The 13163-nt window shown below is 31.6% G+C and carries 10 protein-coding genes; 2 read left to right on the forward strand and 8 right to left on the reverse strand.

Going from position 1 to position 13163, the window contains the following annotated elements:
* Nucleotides 1–177 precede the first annotated feature (177 nt).
* From A8C32_RS03165 to amaB, 4 genes are all read right to left on the reverse strand, one after another.
* On the reverse strand, nucleotides 178–678 hold the full coding sequence (locus tag A8C32_RS03165) for a hypothetical protein (protein ID WP_069828986.1): 501 nt from the start codon (nucleotides 676–678) through the stop codon (nucleotides 178–180).
* 81 nt (nucleotides 679–759) lie between these two features.
* Nucleotides 760–993 (reverse strand): OmpA family protein, encoded by a 234-nt coding sequence (locus tag A8C32_RS21425; RefSeq protein ID WP_083253240.1) that lies wholly within the window; start codon nucleotides 991–993, stop codon nucleotides 760–762.
* A gap of 16 nt (nucleotides 994–1009) precedes the next feature.
* A complete protein-coding gene (locus A8C32_RS03170; protein ID WP_083253223.1) occupies nucleotides 1010–1615 on the reverse strand; it encodes an OmpA family protein in 606 nt (201 codons plus the stop codon).
* A 138-nt stretch (nucleotides 1616–1753) separates the two neighbouring features.
* A complete protein-coding gene (amaB, locus tag A8C32_RS03175) occupies nucleotides 1754–3295 on the reverse strand; it encodes an L-piperidine-6-carboxylate dehydrogenase (protein ID WP_069828987.1) in 1542 nt (513 codons plus the stop codon).
* 133 nt (nucleotides 3296–3428) lie between these two features.
* On the opposite strand from amaB, the gene A8C32_RS03180 reads away from it, so the two are divergent.
* Both A8C32_RS03180 and A8C32_RS03185 read left to right on the forward strand, forming a co-directional pair.
* On the forward strand, nucleotides 3429–4469 hold the full coding sequence (locus A8C32_RS03180; protein WP_069828988.1) for an isoaspartyl peptidase/L-asparaginase family protein: 1041 nt from the start codon (nucleotides 3429–3431) through the stop codon (nucleotides 4467–4469).
* Nucleotides 4470–4638: 169 nt separating this feature from the next.
* A complete protein-coding gene (locus tag A8C32_RS03185) occupies nucleotides 4639–10215 on the forward strand; it encodes an alpha-2-macroglobulin family protein (RefSeq protein WP_069828989.1) in 5577 nt (1858 codons plus the stop codon).
* A 486-nt stretch (nucleotides 10216–10701) separates the two neighbouring features.
* Here the strand turns inward: A8C32_RS03185 and A8C32_RS03190 are convergent, their stop codons facing one another.
* From A8C32_RS03190 to A8C32_RS03205, 4 genes are all read right to left on the reverse strand, one after another.
* The gene (locus A8C32_RS03190) at nucleotides 10702–11055 is read right to left on the reverse strand and encodes a DUF4386 domain-containing protein (protein ID WP_069828990.1); all 354 of its coding nucleotides are present in this window, start codon (nucleotides 11053–11055) and stop codon (nucleotides 10702–10704) included.
* Between the two features lie 77 nt (nucleotides 11056–11132).
* The gene (locus A8C32_RS03195) at nucleotides 11133–11534 is read right to left on the reverse strand and encodes a DUF695 domain-containing protein (RefSeq protein WP_069828991.1); all 402 of its coding nucleotides are present in this window, start codon (nucleotides 11532–11534) and stop codon (nucleotides 11133–11135) included.
* Between the two features lie 276 nt (nucleotides 11535–11810).
* Complete coding sequence (locus tag A8C32_RS03200; RefSeq protein WP_069828992.1) at nucleotides 11811–12224, reverse strand: DUF6326 family protein; 414 nt, start codon at nucleotides 12222–12224, stop codon at nucleotides 11811–11813.
* 66 nt (nucleotides 12225–12290) lie between these two features.
* A complete protein-coding gene (locus tag A8C32_RS03205) occupies nucleotides 12291–13142 on the reverse strand; it encodes a helix-turn-helix domain-containing protein (RefSeq protein ID WP_083253225.1) in 852 nt (283 codons plus the stop codon).
* Nucleotides 13143–13163 lie beyond the last annotated feature (21 nt).

Here is a 13163-nt window from a genome sequence, read left to right on the forward strand (position 1 = left end):
TATCATTAAACAAAAAAGTTTAACTCTAAAACCCCAATTAACTAAATTTACCGCAATAAAACATTATCTTTTTTAAATTAAAACCAAATAATAACCAGTATTAATATAATAACATAAAAAACCGCTTCTCTAAAAAATATTAGAGAACAGTTTTAATATCAATTTTTTAGAAAAGAATTACTTCCCTCTGTCTAATTTATCTTGCCATTTTAACAATTCTTCCCATTTACCTTCGTAAGCTAATTGAGCTTGCTTAGACCATGTACCCGGTTTATGAATTTTAAAACGATCACCTCCACTATCCAATACATTCTGGCATTTCTCAACAGAACATTCCGATAAGGCTTTCCATGTTTTCACATCATGATTATGAAACAACTCCTTTATTTTTGGACCTATTCCCTCTACAATTGTTAAATCATTTTCTTTTATTTTTTTACCAAAAACAGCTTTAGCTGCATCTGCATTAAAAGCAATTAAAGGCACACTAGTACTTGCAGCTAAAGGTGATGTTAATGACGTTTTACTAGACTTACATGCTTCCAATTCTGCTTCAAGCCTTTCTATTTTAGCATAACAGTCATTATGATTTCCGCTATTTAAAAGTTTACCTAATAGATATCCTAAAAACGCACAAATTACTCCTACTAATAATGGAATTAATATACACAAATTCATAATTTAATATTTTAAGTTATTAGTTAATTAATGGTTATGATTGTTCTTCTATTTTTTGTTTTCCCTGCTTCGGTATCGTTATCAGCAATAAACTCCGTTTGCCCTTTTAGATATCGCTTCAATATTATTTGATAAAATACCATTCCTAATTAAATAGCTTTTAACAAAATCCGCACGTTGTTGTCCTAAAACAATATTTGTTGCAGCATCTCCTGTATTATCAGTATGTCCAACAACTTGAACTTTAACTCCCAGTTTATCTACGCAATGCGAAATATCTGTTATTTTTTGACGCTGCTCTGCGGTTAAATTTATAGCAGCTTGACCCGTTTTAAAATGAAATAACTAATGGGTCGGTTTTTAATTTACTACATGCTTCCTTTAAAGTATTCATAGCAGTAGTATTTGATGCTCCTATAGTTAATATACTAAAATCTACTGGTCCAAATAATGTGTTATTTTCATCTGAATTAATCTCATCATTTAATTGCCCTTTAGTATCTATTTGTTTTGAAGAAATGCCCTGAGACACCAAATAGTTTTTTACAGCATTAGCTCTTGCTATTCCTAAATTTGGATAAGCTGAATTATTTAACTCATCGCCTTTATAAAACCCTGATATATCAACTATTTTTAAAGGTTGCTCTAAAAGAAAATCTTTCAGTTTCAACACACTATTAGTAACACTTTCTGAAACTGGACCCAATATTGAAAAATTTGATACTTTAAAATTAAAACTATCATTTTCATCAATACTAGCATCTGCAATTATAAATGCATTCCTTGTAGCTTTTTTAATTTCTGATACTACTTTTTCTTTATCTTCATTTTCTTTGTACTCGGTTGATTCTTTATTACAACACAAAAAATAGTGCAAAATAGTACCAAGAATAATAGAAAATAGAATACCTAAAAGATAGGATGTTTTTTTACTCATTTGGTTTCAGTTTTTAATTATTTAAAAATTAGGTGTTTATAAATTTAACACTTAAACTCCTAAATAAGAAACAGATACCTAAAAAAGTCACTATAAAATATTCTTGAAACAAAAAAATCTAAAAGGAAATAAATGTTTTTATAAATCAAATTTTATACCTTGAGCTAAAGGTAACTCGGTAGTATAATTTATGGTATTGGTTTGTCTACGCATATATACTTTCCATGCATCACTACCAGACTCTCTTCCTCCACCTGTTTCTTTTTCACCTCCAAAGGCACCACCAATTTCAGCTCCAGAAGTACCAATATTAACATTTGCAATACCACAATCACTTCCAGAAACCGATAGGAAACGTTCAGCTTCACGTAAATTATTAGTCATTATAGCAGAGCTTAAACCTTGAGCTACCTCATTTTGAATATCTATAGCGTTTTCAACATCACCTGTATATTTTAGCAAATACAAAACGGGTGCAAAAGTTTCATGTTGTACAATTTTAAAATGAGATTTAGCCTCAGCAATAGCAGGTTTGACATAGCACCCACTTTCATAGCCTTCACCAGAAAGCACGGCGCCTTCAACAATTATATTTCCGCCTTCTTCAATTACTTTTTCTAAAGCAGTTTCATACATTTTTACCGCATCTGTATCAATTAGTGGGCCTACATGATTATTTTCATCTAAAGGATTACCTATTCGTAATTGCTTGTAAGCATCAGTTATAGCATTTTTTACTTGGTTGTATATAGAATCGTGAATAATTAACCTACGTGTAGAAGTACAACGCTGTCCTGCAGTTCCAACAGCTCCAAAAACAGCTCCTATAACAGTCATTTTTATATCTGCATCTGGAGTTACAATAATAGCATTATTACCTCCTAACTCTAATAACGATTTCCCTAAACGAGCCGCCACTTCTTGAGCAACTATTTTACCCATTCTTGTTGAACCTGTTGCCGAAATTAAAGGCACTCTAACATCTTTAGTTACAAACTCTCCAACCTTATAATCTCCATTTATTAAACAAGAAATACCTTCTGGCAAGTTATTTTCGGTAAAAACCTCTGCAGCTATATTTTGACAAGCTATACCGCAAATTGGTGTTTTTTCTGAAGGCTTCCAAATACATACATCGCCACAAATCCAAGCTAAAGCCGTATTCCACGCCCAAACAGCAACAGGAAAATTAAATGCCGAAATAATTCCAACTACACCAAGTGAATGATATTGCTCATACATACGATGCCCCGGTCTTTCCGAATGCATGGTTAATCCATGAAGCTGACGAGATAAGCCTACAGCAAAATCGCATATATCTATCATTTCTTGTACTTCTCCTAAACCTTCTTGGTAACTCTTCCCCATTTCATAAGACACCAATTTCCCTAAAGCTTCCTTTTTTTCACGTAACTTTTCGCCAAATTGACGCACTATTTCACCACGTTGAGGTGCAGGCATTATTCGCCATGCTTTAAATGCACTTGTAGCAGCATCCATTACTTTTTCATAATCTGCATGAGTTGTCGTTTCTACTTTACCTATTAATTGACCATCTACAGGCGAAAAACTTTCAATAACATTTCCATTAGAAAAATTATTCAAACCTGTTGAAGTTCCTTTATTTATAGCTTTTACACCAAGAGTTTTAAGCGCTTTATCTATACCAAAATCAGTCATTATCACACCTTTAAATTATTGATTTATTAGTTATATCGTTTTTTTTACGAATATAGCAATAAAATTCAGTCATTCCATTAAAGTTTATCATAACTAAAGTCCTTAAATTTAAAAGATTAAAACTCTAACCTTCATGAAAAAATTTATTTACCTATGGTTTGCTTTAACCTTAATAACTTCATGTAAAAATGAAATAGAAACAAACACCCAAAACAAGCAAAAAGAATTTAAAAAAGCTGAATTTTCCATAATTATTCATGGAGGTGCTGGTAGCATTAATAAAAATAATATGTCGAAAGAAAAAGAAGCTGAATACCATCAAAAACTAGAAGAAGCCATACGCATTGGTTACAACATTTTAAAAAATGGAGGCACTAGTTTAGATGCTGTACAAAAAACAATTAACGTTTTAGAAAACTCTCCATTATTTAATGCAGGAAAAGGTGCTGTTTTCACACACGAAGGTATAAACGAGCACGATGCTTCCATAATGGATGGAAAAACATTAAATGCAGGTGCTTCTGCAGGAACAAAAACCGTTAGAAACCCTATTAATTTAGCTCGAGCTGTAATGGATAATTCTCCTCACGTTATGCTTTCTGGTAATGGCGCTGAAACTTTTGCTAAAGAACAAAACCTAAAAATAGTAGACCCTAGTTACTTTTTTACTGAAAAAAAGATGAAAGCTCTAGAAAAAGTCAAAGCCTCTAAAAAAAACAAAATGGTTTCATTCTACGATCCAGAAATTAACGATTCTAAATTTGGAACAGTAGGTTGTGCTGCCCTTGATAAACATGGAAATTTAGCCGCAGGAACTTCTACAGGAGGCATGACAAACAAACGTTGGGGACGTATTGGAGATTCTCCTATTATTGGAGCAGGTACTTATGCCAATAATAATACATGTGCAGTTTCAAGCACAGGTTGGGGAGAATTTTTTATTAGAGGCATGGTAGCCCACGATATTTCTGCACTTATGGCATATAAAGACTTCTCTTTAAAAGAAGCAGCTCATACAGTAATCCAAAAAAAATTAACTAAACTTGGTGGTAATGGAGGTATTATTGCAATTGATAAAAAAGGAAATATGGTTATGGAATTTAATACTCAAGGCATGTTTAGAGCTACAATGGATGATAAAGGCGCACTTTATATTGGCATGTTTAAAGATTAAATAATATTAGTTTCTAGCCAAATTGCATCGTAATTTCGCTTTAACATTAACTTTTTGAGTAATTTAACATAACTCTTAAACACAATACACAAAATTTAACCGTAACTTTCTAAACAAGAAACACCTAGATACTAATTTTAGCTTATCTAAATATTAAACCTACTAACCTATGCCATTAAAAAAATACTTAAACTTATTACTTGTTCTTGCTATAACTCTAGCTATATCATGTAAAAAAAAAGTTGTAGAAACAGATAACTTATTCAAATTTAGAGACTACATTAGCTATACAACATCTGGAAGAACATCTATAGCAAGTCCTATTCAAATTAACCTAGCCACAGAAGTAGAAGACTGGGAAATGGGACAAGACATTACAAAAGAACTTTTAAGCATAAAACCCCATGTTGAAGGGAAACTAACCGCTGGAAATAAACACACTTTAATTTTTACTCCAGACGAACACTTAGAACCCGACACAGAATACAGTGTTGTTGTAAAACTTGGCAACATATACAATAATATACCTAATGGTTATAAAGACTATACATTTCAATTTAAAACCATTGCTCCAAACTTTAATGTTATAACAAACAATCTACAGTCTTATAGCAAAAAATGGCAGTATCTTGAAGGTACAATTAAATCTGCAGATATTATTTCGCTTAATAATGCTAAAACTCTAGTTGAAGCTACACAAAAAGGCAAAAAACTATCATTAGTATTTAATGAAGCCTACAAACATGCTAAGGTTTTTGAATTTAAAATTGATAGTATTAATAGATTAATTGACGATAGTGATATTCTCATAACATGGAATGGCAAACCTATTAATGCAAATAATAAAGGTGAAAATAAAATTAATATTCCGGGAATAAATAATTTTACTATTGTTGAAACAGAAGTAATACAATCGCCAGAACAATACCTATCTATCAACTTTTCCGATCCCATAAAAAAACAACAAAATTTTGATGGATTAGTTACACTTCAAAAAGTTAAAAATCCAAAATATGTAGTTAATGGCAACGTATTAAAAGTATACCCCGGTAGTAAATTAGTTGGTAATATTCAAGTAGATATTTTTCAAGGCATAAAAAACACCTATGGCTTTAAACTAAAAAAACCATTTTCTGAAACAATTGCTTTTGAAGATATAAAACCTCAAGTAAAACTAATTAGCAATGGTACTATTCTACCAAATTCTGAAGAACTAAAATTCAATTTTGAAGCTGTTAATTTAAGCGCTGTTGATGTTAGAGTTATTAAAATTTTTGAAGACAATGTACTACAGTTTTTACAAGACAACAACCTAAACAGTACGAATAGATATGATATTAAAAAAGTTGGACGCCGAATAGCTAAGCAAACCATTCCATTGCAAACCAAGGCAGAAAACACAGGGAAATGGAAAGCATACAGTATTGATTTATCTAAATTTTTCAAGGCAGATGCAGGCGCTATTTACCGCATAGAGTTGAGCTACGAAAAAAGCTATTCATTATACGATTGTAGCTCTAACGCTAAAGTTACAAGTAACGATGATGACGAGTATGATGACTACTACGAAGAAGATTATTATCAAGAAGACAATGCAGATATTTCTATTGAAGATCAAGAATTACGAGAAGAAGCCTATTGGGATAACCTTACCTACAGATACAAAAACTACGCATACAACTGGCGTGAAGAAAACAATCCTTGTCATGATGCTTACTATGGCGAAAACAAAATAGTATCTCAAAATTTACTAGCTTCTAACCTTGGTGCCATTGTAAAAAGAGGCACAAGTAACTCATATTACTTTGCAGTTACCAATATTCTAAATACCAATCCCGAAGCTAATGCTAAAGTTAAATTATATAATTTCCAACAACAAGAAATAGCAAACGCCACTACAGACAAAGACGGATTAACCTTAGTCGATTTAGATAAACATGCCGCATTTGCTATAATATCTAAAGGAAAAAACACTACTTACATAAAACTTAACGACGGCAACTCTTTATCTCTAAGTAAATTTGATGTCTCAGGACACCGTTTACAACGAGGTATAAAAGGCTATATTTATGGAGAACGTGGTGTTTGGAGACCAGGAGACACTTTACATTTAACTTTCATATTAAATGACAAAGCTAACAAACTCCCTAAAGCACACCCTGTGAAAATGGAAATCACAGATCCTAATGGAAAATTAGTATACAAAAACGTTACAAGCAATAACCTTAACAACTTTTATAATTTTACTGTTACTACAGCTACCGAATACAAAACAGGAAATTATAACGCTAAAGTATCTGTTGGAGGCGCTACCTTTTATAAAGATTTAAAAATTGAAACAGTAAAGCCTAATCGTTTAAAAATTAAAGTAGATTTTGAAAACGATATTCTTACAAATACCAAACCTTTAAAAGGAACGCTAGACGTAAAATGGCTTCACGGAGCGCTAGGTAAAAATTTAAAAGCAGAAATTAAAGCTAAGTTTAGCAGCTCTTACACCTCTTTTAAAAATTACAAAAATTATACATTTAATGACCCTACTCGTACTTTTCAAACAGAAGAAATTAATATTTTCGAAGGCTCTGTTAACGAGGAAGGTTTAGCAGACATAAATAACAAATTAGCAGTTGGTAAAAATGCTCCTGGCATGTTAAATGTTCAGTTTCTTGTACGTGCTTTCGAAAACGGAGGTGATTTCTCTATGGATGCCTTTACTAAACAATACGCGCCCTACGAATCTTTCGTTGGTTTACGCTCACCTAAAGGAAATGCTTATGGTTCATTTTTTACAGATGAAAATCAGAATTTTGATATTGCGGTGGTTGATGCCAATGGAAAACCAGTAAAACGAAATAACCTAGAGGTAAAAGTTTATAAAATTGAATGGCGTTGGTGGTGGAATTCTTCTTACGATAATTTATCTAGCTATGTTTCCAGTAGCTATCATAGGCCTTATACAATCTCTAAAATAAATACAGATGCTAATGGCAAGGCCAATTTCAATATAAAAATTCCAGATAACGATAGAGGACGTTACCTTATTAGGATTGTTGATCCAATAAGTGGTCATGCCACTGGAAGAACAGCTTACTTTTATAAAAACTGGTGGCAAAAAGCCCCATCAAGCGATAAGGAAGCGGCAAAAATGCTAGTATTCTCTTCAGATAAAGACAAATATAATGTAGGCGAAACTGCTAAAATTACTTTTGCTTCTGGAAGTGAAGGTCGCGCATTAATAAGTATTGAAAATGGTACTGAAGTTTTAGATAATAGTTGGATAAAAACAACACAAGGTGAAACTGTCGTTGATATTCCAATAACTTCTGAAATGGCACCAAATATATTTATTAACATTTCTCTTTTACAACCACATGCCATAACTACTAACAATTTACCAATAAGACTTTATGGTATCATTCCTATAATGGTTGAAGACCCAAGCACTAAACTTCAACCAGAATTAAAAATGCCAGATGTACTGCGTCCAGAACAAACATTTGAAGTTAAAATTTCAGAAAAAAATAATAAAGCAATAACCTATACTATTGCTGTGGTTGAAGAAGGTTTATTAGACTTAACCCGTTTTAAAACTCCAAACGCATGGCATGAATTTTATAAACGTGAAGCTTTAGGCGTAAAAACATGGGATATTTTTGATGATGTTATTGGTGCATATTCAGGTAGTATTGATCAAGTATTCGCTATAGGAGGAGATGGAAGTGCTGCAAAAGGAAAAAACAAAAAAGCAAACCGTTTTAAGCCTGTTGTAACCTATTTAGGACCTTTTTCTTTAAAAGCAGGAAAAAGTAGTGTTCATAAAATTAAATTACCAAATTATATTGGCTCGGTACGTACCATGGTAGTTGCCGGAGACAAAACAAATGAAGCTTATGGAAGCATCGATAAATCTGTAGAAGTCAAAAAACCGCTTATGGTTTTAGCAACGCTTCCGCGGAAATTAAGCCCTGGTGAAAAAGTAACACTTCCTGTTACCGTTTTTGCTATGGAGCCTAAAGTAAAAAACGTTACTATTAGCCTGAAGCTAAGCAACGGTATTTCTATTGTTGGAGATAGTAAAAAATACTTAAGCTTTGCAAGACCAGATGAGCAAATGGCTTATTTTGAATTAGATGTTAGCAAAGCAAAAGGCATTAGTACAGTTGAAGTGATTGCAACAGGAAATGGTGAAAAATCAAACTATAAAGTTGAGTTAGATGTTGTAAATCCAAATCCAATATCATCAAAAGTTATTGATAATACTTTAGAAGCTAACGCAAATCAAACTATAACATTTTCAACCTTTGGAGTTTCTGGAACCAATACTGCAACAATTGAGTTTTCTACTTTGCCTCCTATGGATTTTTCACGCAGATTACAATATTTAATCCAGTATCCTCACGGCTGTGTAGAGCAAACAACATCTAGCGTATTTCCGCAATTATTTTTAAATGATATTTTCGATTTAACTCACGATAAAAAAAAACAAATTCAAACCAATATTGAAAATGGTATTAAACGCCTAGGACATTTTCAAAGACCTAACGGCGGAATGAGCTATTGGATTGGAGAACATTCAGCTAACGATTGGGGAACCAGTTATTCGGGTCATTTTATGATTGAAGCCGAAAGGAAAGGTTTTGTATTACCACTCACCTTTAAAAGCAACTGGATTTCGTACCAAAAACAAGCAGCTAGAGATTGGAGACCAAGTTATAGGAGTTACAATTCTGACTTAGCTCAAGCTTATAGATTATATACATTAGCATTAGCAGGAAGTCCAGATTTAGCAAGCATGAATAGACTTAGAGAGTTTAGCGAAATTTCTAATGAAGCTAAATGGCGATTAGCAGCTGCTTATGCATTAGCAGGTCAAAAAGAAGCAAGCCTGCAAATTTCACAGTCTGCAAATATTGAATTTAAACCTGTTCGTTATAATTATTACACTTATGGGTCGGTAGATAGAAATCGTGCTATGGCTTTAGAAACCATGGTACTTACTAAAAATTCTAAAATGCGTGACCTTGCCAAATATATAGCAAAAGATTTATCTAGCACACGTTGGATGAGTACGCAAACTGCTGCATACAGTTTATTAGCCATGGCAAAAATGGTAAACGCTAATGGCGGAAAAGCTTTAAAATTAAATTATAGCATAAACGGAAAAACGGAAACTATAGACACCAAAAGTGCCGTCGCTCAACGCGAACTTAAAGTTCTAGATGGTAACAACCAACTTTCGTTTACAAATAACATAAGTAATATTGTATATGTACGTGTTTTAAATTCTGGAAAATTACCATTGGACCAAGAATTAGTAGAACAACGTGGTTTAAGCATTTCCATACAATACAAAGACCTAAAAGGCAACAGAATTAATGTTTCTAAATTACAACAAGGGCAAGATTTTGTAGCCACTGTAAGCGTTAGTAATTTAAAAAATGCTGCCGTTAAAGATGTAGCCTTAACACAAATTTTCCCATCAGGTTGGGAAATAGTCAATACTAGATTTACAGCTTTTGGAGATAGTACCTCAAGTCAAGCAAGGTTTACAGATATTAGAGATGATCGTGTTAATTTCTATTTCGATTTAAGTAAAAAAGGTTCTCATGGTACAAAAACCTTTAATGTTATGTTGAACGCCTCTTATTTAGGAACTTATTATTTACCAGGTGTTCAAGCTGAAGCTATGTACGATAATAAGTACTTAGTTAGAACTAAAGGACAATGGGTAGAAGTTGAGAAGTAACAATATTTTATATCTAACGTTAAATAAATAGTTACAATTAAGTATAATTTTAAATCTCAGAGCGTTTCAACTCTCTGGGATTTTTACTTTATATGTTCTAATTTTAATGTTCTTTTATTTCTATACAAGAGTAGTTTACAAAAAAACGAAATAAAAATCTTCTGTAAAACAAGATCAATTCATTAAATAGCATTGATTTCTAATATCTCCTTAAGTTAAAATTGGTTGTATAATCTGCTATAGAATTAATGTCAGATTCAAAGATGTCCAAAAATAGGAAAAATACACAATTTTATACATAAGTTCTTTTAAATTAATTTCTACATGTTCCATAAATATATAGAAATAACAGACAAACGAATAGAGTTGGATTAAGATTTTTTAGGAATCTAGAATTAATATAAAACCCCCAATTATAAATCAATAATTTAAATAGTGGTGGGGTTTTAACTCTATTCTTTATTATGCTTTCGTTTTTTCTAAATGTCATTCAAAAGTCTTAATTCTCGACCCTTTAATTAAAAGCCATAACATAAAAATTAATTCTCCCATTGTAAAAATAAATAAGAATTGTGTATTTATTTCAGGAAAAAGAAATGTACTAAAATTATCAATCACCCAACTTAAACCAGCAATTAATAAAAAAACTCCAAAAAGTTTTGGGATGTAAGTTGCTTTATAAACTAAATAACCAAGAAGAATTAGATAAACTCCGAAAATTATTAGCCCAAAACTGCCTTCAATTCTAAAGGCTTTTATATGTAGCAATATACTATCATTTATTTGGCCAATTTCAGTATCCTTTAAATATTCTATGAACAGGGCAATAAATTCTTCCATCTCCAAGTTCAACCGAAATATTTATTTCTCCTTGTGAATCTTTATCGTGCGTTACCCATTTTGAATTCGGTACATTTTTAATTCATGTAATTGTTTACAGTTTCCCATTTAGGGTCTTGATTTATTTCATATCCGAAACCTCTAATTAATCCTTCTTTATTTATTTGAGTTTGTAGCCATTGATGAACTTTTTCAGGGTCATCAAGATAAATGTAAACATCCAAAAAAGTGTCACTAAATAAATGTCCAACGTAATGAGCTGTTGTTATTTCTTTTATTTTTTTAAGAAGTTCATCTTCAAATCGGTTGGCAATAGGGATTTCTTCCGATTCTGGAAGTCCGTTTTCTTTACAATTTTCTAGTTTAAGTCCAATTGAAATACTTAAACACCAAGGGAATTTCGATTTCTTATCATAATTTTTATATGCCATATTAAACGAACCAACGACTGGATTTCCGTTTTCAAGTGTAGCTTCCAATATCGAAAATTTTTCTTCAGGAAATGTTTTGTCTGATGCCGAATTTTTATTTTGTCCGTATCCAAATAGTCATGTAAGAACCCCATTGTCAGTATTAAAATTTTGTGTTTCATTGTTTTTTCTGCTCGTTACCAACAATGGAATAAACACACCAATATATCTGTTTTTTTAATGGATGTAAACCAATATGGTATGCTAATTTAAAGCTTTTGAAAGATAGTTTCTGCATATATAAAAACATAGAAGAATTTATTATAAATATTATTTTTAAAACACCTATCCTTGAATCATGTCGTGTTTAGGCCATTTGCAAGCTATATAAAATATTATTAACAAAGCGATTATTTCTATTGTTGCGAAAAATATATATGAGATAGGAGGATTAGTAAGCCCTCCAAAGATGACATAAATAATAGAAATTGGAACAGCAATAAAATTGCATATTCTATTCCATTTTCTGGATAATATTCTTGATAATAAAATTAAAATAATGGGTATTTCTAATAAAATAGAAAAGGTAAGTACTACTCCAGAGGTTAGTTCCTTACTAGCTTGTTCCAATAATTCTAGATACCCAGGTCTTAGCATACCCATAATATCGGCATATATCATATTAATAAGTACAAATATCCAAAGTGTTGATAATACTATTTTACTTTCAATAGGTAAATTTTTCTTTTCTGTTTTCATTATTATATTTTTTTGTAATACAAAAATGAGTTGATAAAAAAAACATGGCTTGATTAATAAAGTCAATTACTTGACTGAAAAATTCATTCTATAAATAGTAGGGCTAACGCTATATTTTTTCTTAAAAGCTCTAGATAAATGCTCGGGGCTACTAAAACCACACTCGTATCCAATATTACTAATAGAGTCTTGAGATACTTTTAATAGAGTAGCTACCTTTTCTATTTTTTTGTCTACGATGTAAGCATTAGGCGTTGTTTTATAAACTTCTTTAAACCTTCGATTGAAGGTTGATATACTGCAATTAGTTACCATTGCTAAGTTTTCAATAGATGATGTTGTATTAATATGAGCATCTATTAATTCTTTGAAAGTAAAGGTTCTTTCTGAAAAAAGGCTTTTTATAATTTGTTTAATATCCTCAGCATTTTCACTTTGAAGTAATAGAAGAATGATTTCTTTTAATTTCAGTTTTAAAATGTTTTCTGTTAAGGCTTCTTTATTTTTAAACAATTGTAAAACCCCATCAAAATAATGTTTTACAAAGCTTTTAGAAGCAGACTGAACAACATATTGAGTTACAGGAGTTTCTAAATCCTCCCAAAGTTCAGGTTTAGTTCCTTGAAAAACTTGATGCAATAAATCTTTACCAAAGTGTACAATTATTGAATCTATAATCCCTTTTGGTTGTTTAGAAATCATTGAGCCTGCAGTTAATCCGCAGAGCGAAAGAATGACTTGTTCTGGTTTTGCAACAATGTTTTCAGATTCAGATAACGGCTGTCCTTCTCCTTTTAAGATGTAAACAAAGCAAGCTTCATTTGGCAACGGAAGCGTTTCTTCCATAGGTGTTGTTAGACTTATTTTTGTAAATAAAGGGCAGTCAAACAGGGTTATCGTTTCATGAGATTTTATCATTTTCAGCTAAATTAAAATATG

The organism is Flavivirga aquatica (genome assembly GCF_001747085.1).
GTDB classification, from domain to species: domain Bacteria; phylum Bacteroidota; class Bacteroidia; order Flavobacteriales; family Flavobacteriaceae; genus Algibacter_C; species Algibacter_C aquatica.

What these genes read in the sequence shown, in the direction of transcription:
- A8C32_RS03200 (WP_069828992.1), bottom strand. Translation starts at nt 12,224, where the DNA reads ATGAAAACAGAAAAGAAAAATTTACCTATTGAAAGTAAAATAGTATTA.
- A8C32_RS03170 (WP_083253223.1), bottom strand. Translation starts at nt 1,615, where the DNA reads ATGAGTAAAAAAACATCCTATCTTTTAGGTATTCTATTTTCTATTATT.
- A8C32_RS03165 (WP_069828986.1), bottom strand. Translation starts at nt 678, where the DNA reads ATGAATTTGTGTATATTAATTCCATTATTAGTAGGAGTAATTTGTGCG.
- A8C32_RS03205 (WP_083253225.1), bottom strand. Translation starts at nt 13,142, where the DNA reads ATGATAAAATCTCATGAAACGATAACCCTGTTTGACTGCCCTTTATTT.
- A8C32_RS03185 (WP_069828989.1), top strand. Translation starts at nt 4,639, where the DNA reads ATGCCATTAAAAAAATACTTAAACTTATTACTTGTTCTTGCTATAACT.
- A8C32_RS03180 (WP_069828988.1), top strand. Translation starts at nt 3,429, where the DNA reads ATGAAAAAATTTATTTACCTATGGTTTGCTTTAACCTTAATAACTTCA.
- A8C32_RS03190 (WP_069828990.1), bottom strand. Translation starts at nt 11,055, where the DNA reads ATGGAAGAATTTATTGCCCTGTTCATAGAATATTTAAAGGATACTGAA.
- amaB (WP_069828987.1), bottom strand. Translation starts at nt 3,295, where the DNA reads ATGACTGATTTTGGTATAGATAAAGCGCTTAAAACTCTTGGTGTAAAA.